Origin of the sequence: Streptosporangium amethystogenes, from assembly GCF_000721075.1 — a bacterium.
GTDB classification, from domain to species: Bacteria; Actinomycetota; Actinomycetes; order Streptosporangiales; family Streptosporangiaceae; genus Streptosporangium; species Streptosporangium amethystogenes.
Genome location: NZ_JOEQ01000018.1, coordinates 49,354 through 67,216, shown reverse-complemented (window position 1 = coordinate 67,216; position 17,863 = coordinate 49,354). Strand labels below are relative to the sequence as shown.

Annotated in this window: 18 protein-coding genes; 10 read left to right on the top strand and 8 right to left on the bottom strand. The window is 69.8% G+C overall.

Annotated elements, in window-relative coordinates; all coding sequences use genetic code 11:
• Positions 1-277 precede the first annotated feature (277 nt).
• The gene (gene hemB / locus IG98_RS0124885) at positions 278-1,264 is read left to right on the top strand and encodes a porphobilinogen synthase (protein WP_030916769.1); all 987 of its coding nucleotides are present in this window, start codon (positions 278-280) and stop codon (positions 1,262-1,264) included.
• A 192-nt stretch (positions 1,265-1,456) separates the two neighbouring features.
• Positions 1,457-2,098 (top strand): bifunctional DNA primase/polymerase, encoded by a 642-nt coding sequence (locus IG98_RS0124880; RefSeq protein WP_030916766.1) that lies wholly within the window; start codon positions 1,457-1,459, stop codon positions 2,096-2,098.
• A gap of 25 nt (positions 2,099-2,123) precedes the next feature.
• Here IG98_RS0124880 and IG98_RS0124875 read toward each other — a convergent pair whose 3' ends face one another.
• The 3 genes from IG98_RS0124875 to IG98_RS0124865 are packed head-to-tail and all read right to left on the bottom strand — an operon-like array spanning position 2,124 to position 6,252.
• Positions 2,124-2,765: a response regulator transcription factor gene (locus IG98_RS0124875; protein ID WP_030916764.1), complete on the bottom strand. Its 642-nt coding sequence runs from the start codon at positions 2,763-2,765 to the stop codon at positions 2,124-2,126.
• Positions 2,762-4,951, bottom strand: coding sequence for a sensor histidine kinase (locus IG98_RS0124870; RefSeq protein WP_245651694.1), 2,190 nt, complete (start codon positions 4,949-4,951; stop codon positions 2,762-2,764). Before IG98_RS0124870 ends, IG98_RS0124875 begins: the two co-directional genes overlap by 4 nt.
• Before the next feature lie 44 nt (positions 4,952-4,995).
• Complete coding sequence (locus tag IG98_RS0124865) at positions 4,996-6,252, bottom strand: sensor histidine kinase (protein WP_030916759.1); 1,257 nt, start codon at positions 6,250-6,252, stop codon at positions 4,996-4,998.
• Between the two features lie 197 nt (positions 6,253-6,449).
• Between IG98_RS0124865 and hemL the strand changes: the two genes are divergently transcribed.
• Entirely contained in the window at positions 6,450-7,748 is a 1,299-nt protein-coding gene (hemL, locus tag IG98_RS0124860) for a glutamate-1-semialdehyde 2,1-aminomutase (protein ID WP_030916758.1), read from the top strand.
• 621 nt (positions 7,749-8,369) lie between these two features.
• Here hemL and IG98_RS47260 read toward each other — a convergent pair.
• Both IG98_RS47260 and IG98_RS0124850 read right to left on the bottom strand, forming a co-directional pair.
• The gene (locus IG98_RS47260) at positions 8,370-8,906 is read right to left on the bottom strand and encodes an ATP-binding protein (RefSeq protein ID WP_051752834.1); all 537 of its coding nucleotides are present in this window, start codon (positions 8,904-8,906) and stop codon (positions 8,370-8,372) included.
• Complete coding sequence (locus tag IG98_RS0124850) at positions 8,903-9,190, bottom strand: hypothetical protein (RefSeq protein ID WP_030916752.1); 288 nt, start codon at positions 9,188-9,190, stop codon at positions 8,903-8,905. The genes IG98_RS47260 and IG98_RS0124850 overlap by 4 nt, the downstream gene beginning before the upstream one ends.
• A 254-nt stretch (positions 9,191-9,444) precedes the next feature.
• On the opposite strand from IG98_RS0124850, the gene IG98_RS0124845 reads away from it, so the two are divergent.
• The 4 genes from IG98_RS0124845 to IG98_RS47255 all read left to right on the top strand — a co-directional run bounded on the left by IG98_RS0124845 (position 9,445) and on the right by IG98_RS47255 (position 11,527).
• On the top strand, positions 9,445-10,302 hold the full coding sequence (locus IG98_RS0124845; RefSeq protein WP_030916750.1) for a helix-turn-helix domain-containing protein: 858 nt from the start codon (positions 9,445-9,447) through the stop codon (positions 10,300-10,302).
• Entirely contained in the window at positions 10,295-10,498 is a 204-nt protein-coding gene (locus tag IG98_RS49015; RefSeq protein WP_084195620.1) for a DUF397 domain-containing protein, read from the top strand. The genes IG98_RS0124845 and IG98_RS49015 overlap by 8 nt, the downstream gene beginning before the upstream one ends.
• Positions 10,499-10,540: 42 nt before the next feature.
• Entirely contained in the window at positions 10,541-10,852 is a 312-nt protein-coding gene (locus IG98_RS54895; RefSeq protein WP_425428081.1) for a DUF397 domain-containing protein, read from the top strand.
• 252 nt (positions 10,853-11,104) lie between these two features.
• Positions 11,105-11,527, top strand: coding sequence for a DUF3592 domain-containing protein (locus tag IG98_RS47255; protein ID WP_157594493.1), 423 nt, complete (start codon positions 11,105-11,107; stop codon positions 11,525-11,527).
• Positions 11,528-11,767: 240 nt separating this feature from the next.
• On the opposite strand, the gene IG98_RS45250 is transcribed toward IG98_RS47255, so the two are convergent.
• Both IG98_RS45250 and IG98_RS0124825 read right to left on the bottom strand, forming a co-directional pair.
• Entirely contained in the window at positions 11,768-13,390 is a 1,623-nt protein-coding gene (locus IG98_RS45250; RefSeq protein ID WP_169750173.1) for a tetratricopeptide repeat protein, read from the bottom strand.
• 129 nt (positions 13,391-13,519) lie between these two features.
• Entirely contained in the window at positions 13,520-14,407 is an 888-nt protein-coding gene (locus IG98_RS0124825; protein WP_051752832.1) for an EamA family transporter, read from the bottom strand.
• 74 nt (positions 14,408-14,481) lie between these two features.
• Between IG98_RS0124825 and IG98_RS0124820 the strand changes: the two genes are divergently transcribed.
• Positions 14,482-15,453: a LysR family transcriptional regulator gene (locus tag IG98_RS0124820; RefSeq protein ID WP_051752830.1), complete on the top strand. Its 972-nt coding sequence runs from the start codon at positions 14,482-14,484 to the stop codon at positions 15,451-15,453.
• A 141-nt stretch (positions 15,454-15,594) separates the two neighbouring features.
• Here the strand turns inward: IG98_RS0124820 and IG98_RS0124815 are convergent, their stop codons facing one another.
• Positions 15,595-16,461 carry a DMT family transporter gene (locus IG98_RS0124815; protein ID WP_030916735.1) on the bottom strand — a complete coding sequence of 289 codons (867 nt, stop codon included), beginning with the start codon at positions 16,459-16,461 and terminating at the stop codon, positions 15,595-15,597.
• Positions 16,462-16,596: 135 nt separating this feature from the next.
• Here IG98_RS0124815 and IG98_RS0124810 point away from each other — a divergent pair, with 135 nt between their 5' ends.
• Entirely contained in the window at positions 16,597-17,235 is a 639-nt protein-coding gene (locus IG98_RS0124810; protein ID WP_030916732.1) for a histidine phosphatase family protein, read from the top strand.
• 56 nt (positions 17,236-17,291) lie between these two features.
• Positions 17,292-17,861 carry a TlpA family protein disulfide reductase gene (locus IG98_RS0124805; protein ID WP_030916730.1) on the top strand — a complete coding sequence of 190 codons (570 nt, stop codon included), beginning with the start codon at positions 17,292-17,294 and terminating at the stop codon, positions 17,859-17,861.
• The last annotated feature ends 2 nt before the right edge of the window (positions 17,862-17,863 follow it).

Genomic DNA, 17,863 nt, shown 5'->3' with positions numbered 1-17,863 from the left:
GAACAAGGCGGCTGCCCACGCGAGAAGGGCGGGCAGGCCGTGCTCGACGGTCCTGCGCGAGCGCGCCGGGCCGTGACCGGCGGCGCCCCGGCAGGCGGTGCGTCGCCACAGGTGGTAGGGCGTGGCGACCGGAGTGCCGCGGAACGCGGTGCGTGATGTGCGGTGCCGGGCGGCGCGCCATGAGGCAGCGGCGCGTCGCGGCGAGCGGTGAGCCGGCACACACATCGAGCTCCTCCGGCCCGCAGTCCCTTACCGGCCGGGGGGAGGGGGAGACACCATGACGGCCCAGTTCCCTGTCGCACGCCCGCGAAGGCTCCGCCGCACGGCACCGATGCGCCGGATGGTGGCCGGTACCCGGCTGCACCCGGCGGAGCTGGTGCTGCCGATGTTCGTGAAGGAGGACATCGGCCAGCCGAACCCGATCGGCTCGATGCCCGGGGTGTTCCAGCACACCCGCGACTCGCTGCGCAAGGCCGCCCACGAGGCGGCCGAGGCGGGGGTGGGCGGGCTGATCCTGTTCGGTATCCCCGCGGTGAAGGACGGCAGGGGGTCGGCGGCCGACGATCCGGAGGGGATCGTCCAGCGAGCCGTCGCCGATCTGGTCTCCGACGTGGGTGACACGATGGTCGTGATGACCGACACCTGCCTGGACGAGTTCACCGACCACGGGCACTGCGGCATCCTGACCGGTGAGGGGGAGGTCGACAACGACGCCACCCTGGAGCGCTACGCGGCCGCGGCGGTGGCCCAGGCACGGGCCGGATCGCAGGTGATCGCACCGAGCGGCATGATGGACGGCCAGGTGGCGGCGATCAGGACGGCCCTGGACGGCGACGGCTTCGAGCAGGTGCCGATCCTCGCGTACTCGGCCAAGTACGCCTCGGCCTTCTACGGCCCCTTCCGCGAGGCGGCCGAGTGCGCTCCGCAGTTCGGCGACCGCAACGCCTACCAGCAGGACGCGGCGGGACCGGTCGGGGAGGCGCTGCGCGAGGTGCGACTGGACCTCGACGAGGGTGCCGACGCCGTCATGGTCAAGCCGGCCCTGGCCTACCTCGACATCCTGCGCCAGGTGCGCGACGCCGTGCACGTGCCGGTGGCGGCGTACCAGGTCAGCGGTGAGTACGCCATGGTCGAGGCCGCCGCCGCGAACGGCTGGATCGACCGGGATCGGGTGATCATGGAGTCGCTGGTCGCGATCCGCAGGGCGGGGGCCGACATGATCCTCACCTACTGGGCGACCGAGGTCGCCGCGAAGCTGAGATGAGACCGGCGGCACGTACCGAGAACTGGAGGTTAGTCGCTTGCTGGAGATACGTGTGCGTTAGAGTGCGATAACCGGTGCGGATGTGTCCCAGGTGGCGTAGACCCTGGGGGGTTTGACGTTCCCACTGACCAGAGCGTGGACAGGTCGTCGCATCCGGGTGGCACGCGGGATGCGCGGACGACGGAGGACACAATGGTCGGGGTACCGATGGTTCGTCGAAACAGACGACATGGCCATCCGAAGCAGATGATCAGTTCTGTGCTGGAGTACGCCGCGCTGGGCTGGGCGAGCTGTCTGGGCGCGCGGCCGCTGAGAGGCGGTTCGCGCTCCTGCTCCTGCGACCGCGTCGGCTGTCCCGACCCGGGATGCCACCCCCTCTCGGTGGCCTGGCAGATGCAGGCCACCACCGACCCCACCCTGCTGACCAACTGGTGGCGGTACGAACCCGAGGCGAATGTGATTCTCCCCACGGGGCGGGTGTTCGACGTGTTCGACGTACCGCTCGCCGCGGGGCGCACCGCCCTCGCGAGCATGGACTCCGCCGGAGCAGCCCAGGGCCCGGTCGCCGTCAACGGCGACCGGGCCCTGTTCTATGTGGCCACCCGTAACGTCTCCGACGACGAGGACGAGTGGTGGTCCTGCGCCCTCGATTTCGGTCCGTCCACCATCGACGAGATGCCCGGTCTGCGCTGGCACTGCCGCGACAGCTACGTCCTCGCCCCGCCCTCGCTCCTGCCCAGTGGCGGGCACTGCTCGTGGCTGCGCCCGCCGGACGGCCGCCCGCTGCCCGACCCGCTCCGCGTCCTGGAGTTTCTCGCCGACGTCTGCGAGTGACTCCGGTACGGAGGAGGCCGCCCGGTCAGGGAGAGCCCCCCAGGCCGGCCTCGCGGGCGCGGACGATCGCCTGGGCGCGGTCGGCCACCTGGAGCTTCATGAAGATGTTGGAGACGTGGTTGCGCACGGTCTTGCCGGACAGGAAGAGGATCCCGGCGATCTCGCCGTTGCCCCTGCCCTGGGCGACCAGCCCGAGCACCTCCCGCTCCCGCTCGGTGAGCTCGGGGAAGGCGGTACGTGATGGATCGGGCATGCCGGTGAAGTAGGCCAGGACGCGGCGGGCGATCTCGGGCCCGTAGATGGCCTCGCCGGCGGCGACGGCGTGCACGGCGCGGGCGATCTCCTCGGCTCCGGCCTCCTTGAGCAGGTAACCGCGGGCCCCGGCACGCATCGCGGCGAACACCGAGTCGTCGTCACGGAACATGGTCAGCACCAGCACCCCGATCCGCGGGCTGGTCCTGATGATCGTCCTGGTCGCCTCGATGCCGTTGCCGCCGGGCATCTGCAGGTCCATCACGACCACGTCGGGCTGGAGCTCGGCGGCCAGTGCCACGGCCTCCTGGCCGTCGGCGGCCTCCCCGACGACCTCGATGTCCATGACCCCCAGCAGGCCGCGAAGCCCCTGCCGGAAGACCGGGTGGTCGTCCACGATCAGTACTGTGATCACTTGGCCTCCTCCACCGGCAACTTGGCGATCACCTCCGTGCCGCCGCCCGGCCTGTGACCGATCACACATGAGCCTCCCACCTCCGCCGCCCGCTCGCGCATCGAGGTCAGCCCCACGCCCGCGACAGGGTTCTCGGGCAGGCCGATCCCGTCGTCGGCGACCTCCACGCGCAGCTCGCCCGGCAGGCGGCGCAGCCGGATGAGGACGGTGGTCGCGCCGGCGTGGCGGCGGGCGTTGGTGAGCGCCTCCTGGGCGATGCGGTAGGTGGCGACCTCGACGGCGGCGGGCAGGTCGTCCAGCGGGCCGTCCACGGTTACCGCGGTCTCTCCGGCGGCTGCCCGCAGCGCGCCCTCCAGACCCAGATCGTCCAGCGCGGGCGGGCGCAGGCCGTACACCAGCTCGCGGACCGACGCGATCGTCGCGATCATCTCCTCGCGGATCCGGACCAGCAGCCTCCCGACGGCCTGAGGATCGGTGTCGAGCCTTCTCCGCGCCTCGTCGAGGGCGAACGTGACGCTGGTCAGCGCCGGGCCGAGCCCGTCGTGCAGCTCCCTGCCCAGCCTGCGGCGCTCCTCGTCGCGGGTGGACCGGATGCGTTCCCGGGAGCGGTGCAGGTCGGCGGTGAGCCGTACGGCGTGTGCCAGCTCGGCGAGGTGCCTGGCGAGCACCTCCATCGGCTCGCGGCCCGGCCGGACCCCCGCCACCATCAGGGTTCCGACCCAGTCCGCGTGCCAGAACAGCGGCATCTCCGTCACCCCCGGCCGAAGCTCCCCGTCGGTGAACACGCGCGTCGCGCCCCGCCCGGTGCGGACCTCGACGCCGACCCCGGTGGCTCCCAGTGCCCCGCGGATCAGGGTCACGGCCTCACCGAGGGCCGCCGTCGGGTCCTGCGCTCCCTGCCCGGTACGGCCGAGCAGGCCGACGACCCGGTAGGGGTCGCGCTCGACGGCGAAGACCCGGTCCACCAACCGCTGCAGCCGTAGCCGTACGGGGTGGAAGAGACCGCCCACGGCCAGCGCGGAGACCAGCCCGGCGCCTTGGCCCAGGTCGCTGGCCAGGGCGCCGGCCAGCCAGATCAGCCCGAAGTAGACGCCTCCGGTGACCGCGACGAGGGAGCCGTAGACCAGCGCCCGGTTGAGCACGACGTCGATGCCGTAGAGGCGGTAGCGCAGCACCGACGCGATGATCGACAGGGGCACTCCGGCCATGAAGAGGGTCTCCGTGGCCCCCAGCAACCAGGAGCCGGTCGCCACCCGGAGAATCCAGGAGAGCAGAAGCACCGCCAGCGCGCCGACGTACCAGCCGATCTGGCGCCGGAGCTCGGTGTCGCCCGCCCGATAGCGGAAGACCAGCGAGAGCACGCCGAGCGCGGTGAGCGCCATCATCGGGGCGCCGATGTACGACTCCACGGCGGGGGAGATCTCACGCAGCGCCTCGACACCGAAGGGGTTCGCGATCGGCAGCTGGAGCTCGAACTCGGGATCCGGGGCCAGTCCCAGGAACAGCGAGTGCCCGACCATGAGGACCAGGTTGGCGTACAGGACCGGCCGCCAGCGCCGGGAGGGCAGCCGGCCGTCGGGGAAGAGCAGCGGCAGCAGCGAGATGAACACCGGAACGTGCCACAGCCACAGCCACAGTGCCAGCCACCCGAGGTAGAGGGTGATCCCTCCGGGGTCGGTGAGGTAGAACCAGTGGGCGGCACTGTAGGCCAGGTAGTAGAGGCCGCCGACCACCCCGCTGATCCAGAGCAGCCAGGGGACGAGCAGCCGGGGCCGGCGCGTGACGAGGAACGCGCCGGCGACCGGGAACAGGAAGACCGTCGGATCCAGGGTGATGAAGTCCTCGCGCCAGGTCGAGGCGCTCAACTCGACCAGCCAGACCGCCAGGAGGTTGCAGACCGGCGCCAGTACCGCGCCGGTCCAGACGAGAACGGCCAATGCCGTCCGCCGCCGGTTCCCCGCGGCCTGTGAGGTCAGGGGGTCCTCGTCCCTGGGGAAGGGCAAGGCGTCTGCGGTCGCGGGGGCGGTCGCGGGCTCTTCGTTGGTGGAGGAGGTCGTTCCGCCTCCGTTCCCGGGGACGGTCACGGGGTCCGCGGTCACGGGGTCCGCGGTCACGGGGTCTGCGGTCACGGGGTCCGCGGTCACGGGGTCTGCGGTCACGGGGTCTGCGGTCGCGGGGGAGGTCATGCCGGCTCCGTTGTCCGTGAGTGAGGTTTCGCCGGTGAAGGAGATCACGGTGCTTCCGTTCCGAGGGGTAGCCGGGCGACGACCTCGGTGCCGCCGCCCGGACGCGGCCCGATCGTGCACGAGCCGCCCGTCTCCGCCGCCCGCTCGCGCATGGAGAGCAGGCCCACGCCGCCGCGGACCTTTTCCGGCAGGCCGATCCCGTCGTCGGCGATCGAGAGCCGCAACTCGCCGCCCGCCGTCGCGGCGTCCGCCGTGCCGTCGGATCCGCCTTCGGTGACCGCCCGTACCACCTCGGCCCGTACCAGGGTGATGGTGGCCTGGCCATGCCGGCGGACGTTGGTGAGCGCCTCCTGGGCGATCCGGTAGGCCGCCACCTCCACCGCCGGGGGTACGTCGTTCAGTGAACCGGCCAGTGCGACGTCCACCCGCGGTCCCGGCGCGTCGGCCAGCGAGCGTAGCGAGCCGGTCAGGCCGAGGTCCTTCAGCGCGGGCGGGCGCAGACCGTACACCAGGTCCCTGACGTCGACGATCGCGGTGCCCATCTGGTCGCGCACCCGGATCAGCAGCCCCTCCACGGCCTCGGGGTCCCGCTCCAGCCGGATTCTGGCCTCGTCCACGGTCATCGCCAGGCTGGCCAGCGTCGGCCCCAGCCCGTCGTGCAGGTCGCGGCGGAGCCTGCGCCGTTCCTCCTCCCGGGTGGTGAGGATGTGCTCCCTGGACCGCCGGAGGTCCGCGGTGAGCCGTACGGCGTGCGCCAGCTCGGCCAGGTGCCGGGCCAGCACGTTCAGCAGGTCCGGTGAGGGGGCGGGACCGCTGCTGAGCAGTCGTCCGACCGGTTCCCCGTGCCAGACCAGCGGAGTTTCGACCGGCCGTTCCCTCAGCTCGCCGTCGGTGACGGTGCCGCCGTGGACCTCGACGGCCACGCCGTCGGCGCGCAGCGCCTGGCGGACCAGTACCGCGGCGGTGGCCAGCCCCTCGGCGGGGTCCACGGCCTCCTGCAGGGTGCGGCTCAGCCGGTCGGCCACCCGGTAGGGGTCGTGCTCGACGCGGAGCAGCCGGTTCACGGCACACTGCAGGCGCAGCCGTACCGGGCGGAAGATCGCGCCCACGGTCAGCGCCGCGACGAGCCCGGCCACCGGGTCCTCGCCACCGGACAGCGCGCCGGTCAGCCAGGTCAGGCCGGAGTAGATCCCCCCGGCGACCAGCGCCAGCGCGCCGTAGACCAGGATGCCGTTGAGCACGGCGTGGACACCGGATGGCCGGGCGGCGGGGGGATGTGCGGGGGGCGTCGTGACTGCCATATGGGCAGGATCTCCCAGGTGATGTCCCGGTGTCCCGGGGCAGAAGTCCCGTTCTGGAATGATTTTTTCTAGTTCTCGCTGGTTCGCGGGTGTGTCCGGTGGGGAAGGTGCTTCCCGGCTCTGTCTCTCCGGGGGGCGAGGCCGGGGCGGGAACGCCGCAGGCGGAGGCTCGTCCCGCGGTGACTACCCTGGTGGACGTGAGCCGTACTGAGAACTCCGAGGACCTGTTCGCCCGCGCACGTGAGATCGTCCCGGGAGGTGTCAACTCCCCGGTCCGCGCCTTCGGAGCCGTCGGCGGCACGCCGCGCTTCATGGCTGCGGGGCAGGGGCCCTACATCACCGACGTGGACGGCAACCGTTACGTCGACCTGGTCTGCTCGTGGGGGCCGATGATCCTCGGTCACCGGCATCCCGCCGTGATCGAGGCCCTTCAGGAGGCGCTGCGCGACGGCACCTCGTTCGGTACGGCGACGGCCGGCGAGGTCGAACTCGCCGAGGAGATCGTCGCCCGGGTCGACCCGGTGGAGAAGATCCGCCTGGTCAGCTCCGGCACCGAGGCCACCATGTCCGCGGTACGGCTGGCGCGTGGCTTCACCGGCCGATCCAAGATCATTAAGTTCGCCGGCTGCTACCACGGCCATGTCGACGCCCTGCTCGCCTCGGCCGGTTCCGGCCTGGTGACCTTCGGCCTGCCCGACACCCCCGGCGTGACCGGCGCCTCGGCCGCCGACACCGTGGTGCTGCCCTACAACTCGATCGAGGCGGTCACCGAGGCGTTCCAGGCGTTCGGCGCCGAGATCGCGTGCGTGATCACCGAGGCGTGCCCGGCCAACATGGGCGTCGTCCCGCCGCTGGACGGGTTCAACGCCAGGCTGCGGGAGCTGTGCACCGCGCACGGCGCCCTGCTGATCATCGACGAGGTGCTCACCGGCTTCCGGGTCTCGGAGGCGGGCTGGTACGGGCTCGACCCGGTCGACGCCGACCTGATGACCTTCGGCAAGGTCATGGGCGGTGGCCTGCCCGCCGCCGCGTTCGGCGGTCGCGCCGACGTGATGGCTCACCTCGCTCCCGAGGGGCCGGTCTACCAGGCGGGCACCCTGTCCGGAAACCCGCTGGCCTGCGCCGCCGGTCTGGCCACCCTGCGCGCCTGCGACGAGGGCGTCTACGACCGGGTGGACGCCGCGGCCCTGGTCATCGGCCGCGCCGCCGCCGACGCGCTGGCCGCCGCCGGGGTGCCGCACCGCCTGCAGCGTGCCGGGAGCCTGTTCTCCATCTTCTTCACGGACGAGCGGGTGGTCGACTTCGACGCCGCCCAGAGGCAGAACACCGCCGCCTATCGGGCGTTCTTCCACTCGATGCTCGACCAGGGCGTCTACCTGCCGCCGTCGGCGTACGAGGCGTGGTTCCTGTCCGCCGCCCATGACGACGAGGCGCTCTCCCGCATCGCGGACGCCCTTCCCGCCGCGGCCAAGGCAGCGGCTTCCGTTTCCGTTTAGCAGGCGGTCTGTTCGGGTTCTCCCTGCCGGGTGTGTTAGCGCTTTGGTGGGTGCTTTCGTGGGTGTGTGTTCGCGCTCCGGTGGGCGGGTGCTCCGGGCGGCCGTCGTTGGTGGCGGGTCTGGGGGTCAGGCCTTCGGCCTGGCGGGCGCGGTGGTCGCGGATTCTTATAAGCCGCCCGGAGCACCCACCCACCTCCGCGCACCCCTTGTCCCGCCGTACGCCCTGCGGGCCGTAGTCGCTTTCTTACGGGTTGCCCATCGGGCTCTTGGACGCTGAAGCAATCCGTACAGGGGTCGTTCTGGGTCCATCGCCGTAGCTGAAGCAGCGGTGCGGGAAGGAGCGCAGGGGGCTCGCCGTATTTCGTCAGGCCCGTCGTGACCTGTCGGCCGTTGGTCGGCTTGCTGCGGTTTGTCGTTGCCGGTCATGGCTTGGCTCGGGGGCGAGTGTGATCGTCTGGTAGGGCGCATCGCGGCTCGGGCCGCCACCGCAACCGGAGGGTGCCTCGCTCCGCTCCTCTAGCGTGGTCCAGCCGGACGGGCACACCGCGACTCGGACCGTCACTGTGACCGGAGGGAGGGGTACGCCTCGTGCGAGGACTTCGGTCAGGTGGGCCAGGTGGGTCAGTTGGAGAGGGGGCCGGGTCTGTCAGGTTCGTCGGTTCTGTTGGCTCGGTCGGTTTTGTTGGTTTCGTTGGTTGGGAGGTGGAACCAGACGGCGGTGCCTGCTTCGGGGTCGTGGTGGGTGCCCCAGGCGGTGGCCATGGTCTCGACCAGGAGGAGGCCGCGTCCGCCGTCGCTGTCGAAGTCGGTCGCGCGGACGAAGGGGAGGCTGGTGGCCGAGCCGTCGTCGATGACCTCGGCGTGGATCATGCCGCCGCCCAGGCCCAGGCAGACCGTGATCGATCCTGCTGCGGTCCGTCCGGAGTCGGAGTGGACGACGGAGTTCGTCACGATCTCGCTGAGCAGCAGCACCACGTCGTCGAGGGCGGAGTCGTCGACTCTGCCGGTGAGCAGGTCCCGTGCCCAGGCGCGGACCGTCGCGACGGAGCAGGCCAGGCCCGCGAACTCGGCGTGACCCAGCGGGTGCAGTACGGCCCAGCGTGCTGCGGTTGCCCGCTGGCGTTCGTAGCGGCAGGTGGCCTGCCCGTAGGTGTTCATGCGATCGCCGCCGAGACGATGACGTCGGCTGCGTTGTCGGCCCCGGCCCAGACCCCTTCACCCGGCCGCCACACCCTGGCCCACCAGGGCCGCCAGACGAACATCCAGCCGCAGGCGCGACGGATGACGGCGATCCGGACCCGGGTCTCACCCCCGGACATGATCTCCAGCACCGGCTGCCCCACCTGGGGCAACACCAGCGAGGTGCCCACCCCCAGGCCCCGCAGATCCCACCCCAGCCGTACCAGGTGAATCAATTGCTCTTGCGGATCACGTGCACTCATAGCACTGACCTCCTATTACGGATTTGTTCCGCGCGACGATGGCTTTTGGCAGGAATGTCCACATCTGAGCGATGCGAAGAGAACCCTGCCTTGCGACACCCTGAAGCTCTTCCGCTCCCAGCGATCTAGAGCAACGGAAAGTGATTGCATGGTCATGCTGGGTTAGCATGGTGCTGTCTGTCAATGCACAATGCAGATTGAAATTAATCTGCGTATCGAAGACGGCCGGGTAGCCGCTCCATCACACTGAGCGCATGTCGCCCACATACAGCCCAACTGTTCGGCTCCGGCGTCTGGCTCGTGAACTACGCAAGATGCGAGAAGAAAACGGGCTAAGCCCTGAGAGTGCTGCAATCCGTCTCGGATGGAGCCGTAGCAAGGTGAGCCGGATCGAAACAGGACGTACTCGCGCGAGTGCCTCCGACGTTGCCAATGTCTGCGACCTTTATGGTGCGGGCTCGTCGGTTCGTGCTGGTTTGATTCAACTCGCCAAGGAGGTCCGTCAACGCGGCTGGTGGACCGCCTACGCCGATGTGTTCACCGGCTCCTATATCGGATTGGAGGACGAAGCTGCCCTGATCCATCAATGGGAGGTGCAGCTCGTCCCGGGTCTGTTACAAACCGAGGACTACGCCCGCGCGGTGATCAGCGCTGGGAGACCCGAACCGCACGACGCAGAGGACATCCATCGACGGGTCATGGCTCGCATGGCACGGCGCACACTGCTCAGCAGGCCCGATGCGCCGGAACTCTATGCGGTAGTAGACGAAGGCGTTATCCGCCGCCCGATCGGTAATCCCGAATCAATGCGTGATCAGTTGCAGGCATTGCTGGTCGCGGCGCGCCGTCCCAATGTGACGATCCGCGTCCTTCCCTACCGTGCTGGAGCACACGCCGGGCTGGAAGGGGCGTTCACTGTCCTGTCCTTCACAGAAGAGGTCGATCCCGACGTCGCCTACGTGGAGGGCACCGCCGGTGATGTATATATCGAGAGCTCAGATCAGATAGATCGCTATAAAATGGCATTTGAGCGCATCTGTGATGCGGCTCTGCCCCAGGATGCATCCATGGGGCTGATCGCCGAGGCGAAGGAGCAGCTATCTCATGACTGATCCGACAAACGCTGTGTGGCGCAAGAGCAGCCTGAGCGGCAGCGGCAACAACTGCGTCGAGGTGGCCCACATAGACAACCAGTACCTTGTCCGTGACTCCAAGAATCCTGGTGGCGCCACACTTGTCTTCTCGCCAGGTGACTGGGCTGCCTTCCTTGGCCGTGTCAAGTCTGGAGACTTCGACACGCGCCCCTGATCGCGTGATGAGTTAAAGAGGGTTTCCGAGAGGTGCGGGACGGTGGAGAACCAGCCTGTGGACCTGTCTCACGCAGAGTGGCGCAAGAGTTCGCGCAGTAACGGCAATGGTGGAGCGTGTGTCGAGGTAGCGCGCAATCTGGCCGGGATCGTGGCCGTTCGGGACAGCAAGGACATCAATGGTCCAGCGCTGCTCTTCTCCCCTAGCGGGTGGCGGGCCTTTGGAGCGGCGAAGACGAGGGCTCCGTCGATCAGTTCGGCACGTTCGAAGAAACCGGGTTCACCGTTGGGGCCCTCGGAAAGGCGGTCGAGGTCATCGGCGTTCCAACCCTTCGGGGGTGGAGTGGGCCAGTGATCGAGTGCGGCACCCATGCGGGGCACTGTAATTCCGGGCCTGTGGTGACCGGACCGTTTCAGGGAGTTTTAACCTCGGCCCGGATGGTGGGCGGGGGCGCGGCGTCCCAATGATCTACAAGTCGTTCTCCACTGTCGGCCTCTAGCCTCATCCGCGGTCCTCCTGAGCCGGAGCGACTCGGCGCGGTGCGGGCCCTCGAACGGGACTGCGACAGCGGCCCTTGAAGGAGATGAGAAGGAGGCGGTGGTGGACATGAGCATCGTGCCATTGCTTGGCATCGTGCCATTGTTTGGAATCGTGGTCGGAGCGGTGTTCGTCGGGGCCGGCATCTGGGTGATGACTGTCGGGCAGCGGCTGCGGCGGCACGGGGTGCGGGTGCCGGGCGTCGTCGTGGGACTGCGCAGGTCCAGAGGCGGCAGCCGCCTGTACTATCCCACGCTGCAGTTCCAGACGGTGCAGGGCTCCGTGGTGGAGGCCGCGTCGGATCTGGGCTCCAACCCGCCGCAGGTCCGTCCGGGCCAGCAGGTCATGGTGGTCTACGACCCCGAGCGCCCCCAGCGCGCCCGCCTGGACGGGGTGGGCGGCAGAGGCGTGCTCCTCGGCGTGCTGTTCCTGACCGTCGGGGCGATCATCCTGGTGGTCCCCCTGGTCGTCGCGGTCAGCTTCTGGTTGTGAGGGCGGGGGACGTCCTCGCCTGCGGCCAGGACGTCCGGGACGTCTGCACCGTCGGCGCGGATGTCTGGGACGTTCGCTGGGACGTCCTGACCATGGGGGACGTCTGGGCGTGAGCCCGGTGACGGTGTCGCCGCCGGAGGCCACAGCGTCGAGCCGGATGACCTGGCCACCGCTTCAAGCAGGTCGGGGTTCACCCGCACGCCGTGTTACCGCGGATTCCCCGGCAGCCGAGCGGCCTCGTCATTGCCTGCCGACCTTGGTCAGAAAGTCGGCGAGGTGATGGCGCGTGCGCAGGTAGTCGTTCATGTGGTCCGAAGGCCGGGAGAGAAACAGTTGCTGATGGGCCCAGAGGGCCTTCTGCATCACGAGCACGGCGTCATCGGGCCGGCCCAGCCCGTCGTACGTCATGCCGAGGTTGGACAAACAGCGGGCCAGCTCGGGCAGGAAACGTCCCTTGTCCACCTCGATGAGTTCCCAGTGGACGGTGGCGGCTTCCTCCTGGACGGACAGGAGATCCTCGGAACGCTCCAGCCGCACGTAAACCGCCTCCAGGCGGCCCAGGGCGTTGGCGAGGTCGGGCAGAAAACGCTCCGGAGCGGCCTGGGCCAGCTGCCGGCACATGTTGACGGCCTCCTGCCCGATGGTCGCGGCGTCGTCGAGCCGCCCCGCGTTCGTGAGCCCCCTACCGAAGCCGACCAGGGAGCGGGCATAGTCCGGCATGAAGCGTCCGGGATCGAGCTCGGCCAGCTCCTGGCGGAGATGGGCGGCCTCCTGGAACTGGGGCAGAGCGTCGTCGTGTCGGCCCTGCTCGGAAAACGCGTGGCCGAGGTTGATCATAGAGCGGGTGTAACCCGGCACGTAGCGTTCGGGGTCGTACCCGACCAGCGCCCGGTGGACGGCGACGGCCAGCTCCAGCGGGGGCACGGCCTCGTCCGGCCGCCCCAAGCGGGTCAACGCCAGCCCCAGGTTGGTCAGCGTCGCTGCTTTCCCCTCATAGATGGCGCCGATCTGCGGGCTGTACGGGTCGCGCTGGCCGGCCATTACCTTGTTGTAGGAGGCGACGGCCTCCTCAAGCAGAGGCACTGCCTCGTCGAGGCGGCCCACCTCCATGAGCGTCACACCCAGCTCGCCCACGGCGATGGCCAGTTCCAAAGTGGGCCGGCCTGATCCAGCGTCGGCCAGCCGCCGGTGAACGGCGACGAGCTCCTCGATCACGGGCAGCGCCTCGCCGGGCCGGCCCAGGTCCGACAGCACCGTCCTGAGTCCGTCCAGGGCGCGGGCCAGGTCGAGCAGGTGCTCCTCGGGGTCGGTGGCGACCAGTCCGCGCCGGATGTCGGCGGCCTCCCTCAGCGCGGCCACGGCCTCGTCGTACCGGCCCAGACCATTCAGCGCCGACCCCAGCTCGCACAGTGCCGAGCCCAGGGCGTCCGGGATCGGAGACCCGGGATCGTCCCGGTAGTCGGGCACGACAGCCAGTTCCCGGTAGAGATCGACGGCCTCCTCCCACACCGGTACGGCCTCGTCGGGCCGGCCCAGAGCGGACAGCAACGCACCCAGGTCGGTCAGGGCGGGAGCGAGCTCAAGAGCGTGCAGGCCGCGGTCCGTACCGATCAGCCGCCGGAGGGCGGCGACGGCCTCCTCGAAGGCGGGCAGGGCTTCGTCGAACCGTTGCAGCTCTATCAGCGCTCTGCCCAGGTCGGATAGGGAGTGCGCCAAGGGCGGCAGATGGTTTTCGGGATCGGCCTTGGCCAGCCCACGGTGGACGGCGACCGCTTCCTGATATCGGCCGAGTTGCTCTTCCAACTTCCGTTCCTCCATGCCTCTCCCCGCGGCGGCAGCCGACTGGCTGTCCTCGGGCCTCATCGCACCTTCTCCTCGGCGCCGTGGGCCTATCGCACCAGGCATGAGGGCTGGTGACGAAGCTAGAGACCGTTACTGGGAAACGGCTTGTAGATCACTGTTAGGAGACTCTGCTCCTGGTTGCTGACGTTTTCAGGGAGTTTTCGCCTTGGTCCGGACGGGGGCGGGGAGTGTGGCGGTCGTGCGGGGGCGGGTGCCGGCGTAGAGGACGCCGGAGATGATCAGGGTGGCGGCGGTGAGTTTGACGGGGGAGATGGGTTCGCCGGTGAACAGGGCGGCGGAGGACATGCCGAAGACCGGGACGAGCAGGGCGGAGGGCGCGACCACCGAGGCGTCGTAGCGCTGGAGCAGGAAGCCCCAGATACCGAAACCGCCGAGGGTGGAGATCAGCGCCACGTAGAGCACGGACAGGCTCCCCTCCACCGAGAACTCCAGCCGGGGAACACCCTCCACCAGCAGGGACAGGCCCAGCATGGGCAGGGCCGCGACCGCGCTGATCCAGACCATGAAGCGGAACGAGTTGGGCGGGGCGGCGCTCCTGACCGCGATGTTGCCCGCGCTCCAGAAGAACGCCGAGCCGACGACCAGCAGGAACGCGCCGACGGGACCGTCGGTGCCCAGGTCGGCGGCGATCAGTACCAGCCCGGCGAGCGCGACGGCCATGCCGGTGATCCGCCGCGCGGTGAGCCGCTCCCCCAGCAGGACGACGGCCAGGACGGCGGTGAAGACCGCCTGAACCTGGACGACGAGCGAGGTCAGCCCGGCGGGCATGCCCGCCCGCATGCCCATCAGCAACAGGGTGTACTGGCCGACGCCGAGTGTGGCCCCGGTGACGAGCACCTTCCGCCAGGGCACCCCGGGGCCGCCGACGAACAGCAGCGCGGGGAAGGCGGCCAGGGTGAAACGCAGCGCCACGTAGAGCAGCGGCGGAAAGTGCCGGAGCCCGACCTCCATGACGACGAAGTTGAAGCCCCAGAGGGCGGCGAGGCCGATGGCGAGGAGGAGGTGCCGGGTACGCATACATCCATCGTCGTTTTCAGTGATATTTCAGCACAAGCGAGAATTTCTGGCTTATATCGTTTAGAGTTGCTTATATGTTGGATCTCAACCGGCTCAAGGCGCTGCACGCGGTCTCCGTCTACGGATCGGTGGGCGCGGCGGCCGAGGCGCTCATGGTCACCCCCTCCGCGGTCTCCCAGCAGCTGGCCAAGCTGGAGCGGGAGACCGGCGCGACCCTGCTGGAGCGCAACGGGCGCGGGGTTCGGCTGACCGACGCGGCGGGGCTGCTCGCCGACCACGCCGAGCGCATCCTCGCGCTGGTCGAGACGGCGGAGGCCGACTTCGAGGCACTGCGCGGGCAGGTCGTGGGGCGGCTGGGCATCGGCGCCTTCCCCACGGCGGCCAGGGGACTGATGCCCGCCGCGCTGGCCCTGCTGCGTGCCCGCCACCCCGACCTGCGGCTCCAGCTCATGGAACGCGAGCCCTCGCGGCAGATCCGCGAGGTGGCCAGGGGAGAACTCGACCTCGCGGTGATCCAGGACTGGATGAACCGCCCGCTGGCCATCTCCGAGGGGCTGTCCCGGGCGACGCTCTTCGACGACATCGCCGACGCGATCCTGCCCGCGGGCCACCCCCTGGCGGACCGCGCCGAGATCGAGCTGGCCGAGCTGTCCGGCGAGCAGTGGATCAGCTCCTCACCGGGCACGGTCTGCCACGACTGGCTGGTCTACACGCTGCGCTCGGCCGAGTTGGAGCCGGACATCACCTGCATGGCGGATGAGTACCCCACCCAGATGGCCCTCGTCGCGGCCGGGCAGGGATGCGCGATCATCCCTCGGCTGGGCCGTGACTTCGTCCCCTCCGGGGTGCGGGTCGTCCCGATCAGGTCGCGCCCGACCCGCAGGCTCTACGCGCTCTGGCGCAGTGACGCCGCCCGCCGCCCGGCGATCCGCGCCGCGGTCGAGGCGCTGAAGGCCGTCTCCGCCGATTTCCACATCCCCATCTCCGACTCCGCCGGATCGGCGCCGTCCATCGTCCTGGCCGGGAGCGTCCACCCGGTCGAGTGAGGAGGCGCGGCCACCGTGCCAGGTGCGCTCTCCCGTGAGGTCGGGGACGCGGCCGACGGGTGCCGCCTCACGAGGACGGCGACGTGCAGTCCGGGCGACCGCGGCGGGCAGCGGATCCGATGGATGTCCGGAGCGCGGGGCTCAGCTGAGAGCGATCGTCACCACGCCGCCGACGATGACGCAGGCGGCCAGCAGCCGCCTGGTCAGGTCGCCCTCGGCCAGCAGCCTGCCGCCGAGCAGCACCGCGACGAGCACGCTGACCTCCCGTACCGGGGCCACCGCGCTGATCGGCGAGAAGGTGAACGCGGTCAGCGCCAGCAGGTAGGAGAGCGGCATCAGCACCGCCGCACCCAGCACCCGCATCCGGTGCTCGCGCCAGACGGGCAGGACCAGCCCCCGGCGGTGGCCGCCGAGCACCGGTGCGGTCAGCACGAGGGTGCGGCCGAGGTCGCCGAAGTAGTTGAGCAGGATCGGCGCGACCGCGAAGGCGCTCACCACCTGCTTGTCCCAGACGGTGTACGCCGCGATGAACACTCCGGTGGCCAGCCCGAACCCGATGCCGCTCAGATCCCGGCGACTGGGCCTGCGAGCCATGCTGAGCAGGAAGACACCCACCCCGATCAGGCCGATCCCCACGATGCCCGCCAGGCCGGGGCGCTCGCCCAGGAACAGGACGGCGACCAGGCTGGCCAGCAGCGGCCCGGTGCCCCGGGCGATCGGGTAGACCATCGACAGGTCACCGTGCCGGTAGCCACGCTGGAGGAGCGTGAAGTAGCCCAGGTGCAGCGTGGTGCTCGCGGCGATCACTCCGAGGTCGGCCCAGGAGAGGCCGGTGCCGCCGAGGAGGAGATAGCCGAGCGCGACCGGGGTCCAGACCGCCGTGGACGCCGCGGCCACCATCCAGACGAAGACGATGCCGTCGGCGTCGGCCGCCTGCTTGCTCAGCAGGTTCCAGCAGGCGTGGGCGACGGCCGAGGTGAGAATGAGGGCGAGGGCGAACAGGCTCACGGGGGACCTTTCCGGACCGCCGGACCGCGGAACCTTAGCCACAAACGCCCCAGACCCTACTCGCCCTCGCCACGCGCTCCCAGTGGTCCACCTGATCGGCTGTGGGCCCATGGCTGTGGGTAGGCTTGCGGAACCATGGCTGAGACCACCGTCGTTCACCTCCTGCGCCACGGTGAGGTGCACAATCCCGCTAACGTTCTGTACGGCAGGCTTCCCGACTACCACCTCTCCGACAACGGCGTGCAGATGGCTGAGACGGTGGCCAAGGCGGTCGCCGGCCGCGACGTCGTCGCGCTGTTCTCCTCCCCGCTGGAGCGCGCCCAGGAGACCGCCGCCCCGCTCGCCGCGACCTTCCATCTGGACGTCACGCTCGATGAGCGGCTGATCGAGGCTGAGAACATCTTCGAGGGGCTCCCCATCGGCGGAGGCGACGGCGTCTTCCGCAACCCGCGTTTCTACCGCTACCTGTGGAACCCGCTCCGTCCCTCCTGGGGAGAGCGCTACCTCCACTTGGTCGACCGGATGAGCGGCGCGATCAACGCCGCTCGCCGGGCGGCGCGCGGTCATGAGGCGATCATGGTGAGCCACCAGCTCCCGATCTGGATCATCCGGCTCGCCGCCGAGGGCAGGCGCCTGCCGCACGACCCGCGCCGCAGGCAGTGCGCGCTGGCCAGCCTCACCAGCTTCGCCTTCGAGGGAGACCGTCTGATCAGCGTGGGGTACAGCGAGCCCGCGGCGGCGCTCGTCAAACGCCCCACTGTGCCGGGCGCCTGACACCGCCGGTACAGTGATTGCTCTACCGGTTGTAGTACAGGGAGCCTCCGTCACCCATGCGCGCACAATCCTTTGCCGCCGTCGCGCTGCTCGTCGCCGTGACCGGATGCGCCGGAAACCAGGGGGCGCAGCCGCAGGCCGGTGACACCCGGTTCATCGCGGGCGACGGCAAGATCACCCTGTTCCAGGCCGCCGACCGCAAGGTCGCGCCGCCGGTTGAGGGGGAGACCCTCGACGGGGGCACCGCGACACTCGCCGCGCACAAGGGCAAGGTCGTGGTGCTCAACTTCTGGGCCTCCTGGTGCGCGCCCTGCCGGGCCGAGGCGCCGGTGCTCAAGGACATCTCCGCCAAGACCAAGGCGGACGGCGTGGAGTTCCTCGGCATCGACTTCAAGGACCGCAAGGCCGACGCGCTCGCCTTCGAGCGGAGCCACAAGTCCGGTTACCCGAGCATCTTCGACCAGCCGGGCAAGGTCGCGCTCTCCTTCCAGGGCACGGTCCCGCCCGCGGCCATCCCCTCCACACTGATCATCGACCGCCAGGGCAGGATCGCCGCCAGGGCACTCGGCGCGGTCAAGTACAACGACCTCCTCGACGCCGTGACCAAGGTCGGTAATGAGAGCTGACG

What these genes read in the sequence shown, in the direction of transcription:
- hemB (WP_030916769.1), top strand. Translation starts at nt 278, where the DNA reads ATGACGGCCCAGTTCCCTGTCGCACGCCCGCGAAGGCTCCGCCGCACG.
- IG98_RS0124820 (WP_051752830.1), top strand. Translation starts at nt 14,482, where the DNA reads ATGTTGGATCTCAACCGGCTCAAGGCGCTGCACGCGGTCTCCGTCTAC.
- IG98_RS0124810 (WP_030916732.1), top strand. Translation starts at nt 16,597, where the DNA reads ATGGCTGAGACCACCGTCGTTCACCTCCTGCGCCACGGTGAGGTGCAC.
- IG98_RS47255 (WP_157594493.1), top strand. Translation starts at nt 11,105, where the DNA reads ATGAGCATCGTGCCATTGCTTGGCATCGTGCCATTGTTTGGAATCGTG.
- IG98_RS49015 (WP_084195620.1), top strand. Translation starts at nt 10,295, where the DNA reads ATGACTGATCCGACAAACGCTGTGTGGCGCAAGAGCAGCCTGAGCGGC.
- IG98_RS0124805 (WP_030916730.1), top strand. Translation starts at nt 17,292, where the DNA reads ATGCGCGCACAATCCTTTGCCGCCGTCGCGCTGCTCGTCGCCGTGACC.
- IG98_RS47260 (WP_051752834.1), bottom strand. Translation starts at nt 8,906, where the DNA reads ATGAACACCTACGGGCAGGCCACCTGCCGCTACGAACGCCAGCGGGCA.
- IG98_RS0124825 (WP_051752832.1), bottom strand. Translation starts at nt 14,407, where the DNA reads ATGCGTACCCGGCACCTCCTCCTCGCCATCGGCCTCGCCGCCCTCTGG.
- IG98_RS45250 (WP_169750173.1), bottom strand. Translation starts at nt 13,390, where the DNA reads ATGAGGCCCGAGGACAGCCAGTCGGCTGCCGCCGCGGGGAGAGGCATG.
- IG98_RS0124845 (WP_030916750.1), top strand. Translation starts at nt 9,445, where the DNA reads ATGTCGCCCACATACAGCCCAACTGTTCGGCTCCGGCGTCTGGCTCGT.
- IG98_RS0124870 (WP_245651694.1), bottom strand. Translation starts at nt 4,951, where the DNA reads ATGACCTCCCCCGCGACCGCAGACCCCGTGACCGCAGACCCCGTGACC.
- IG98_RS0124880 (WP_030916766.1), top strand. Translation starts at nt 1,457, where the DNA reads ATGGTCGGGGTACCGATGGTTCGTCGAAACAGACGACATGGCCATCCG.
- IG98_RS0124865 (WP_030916759.1), bottom strand. Translation starts at nt 6,252, where the DNA reads ATGGCAGTCACGACGCCCCCCGCACATCCCCCCGCCGCCCGGCCATCC.
- IG98_RS0124850 (WP_030916752.1), bottom strand. Translation starts at nt 9,190, where the DNA reads ATGAGTGCACGTGATCCGCAAGAGCAATTGATTCACCTGGTACGGCTG.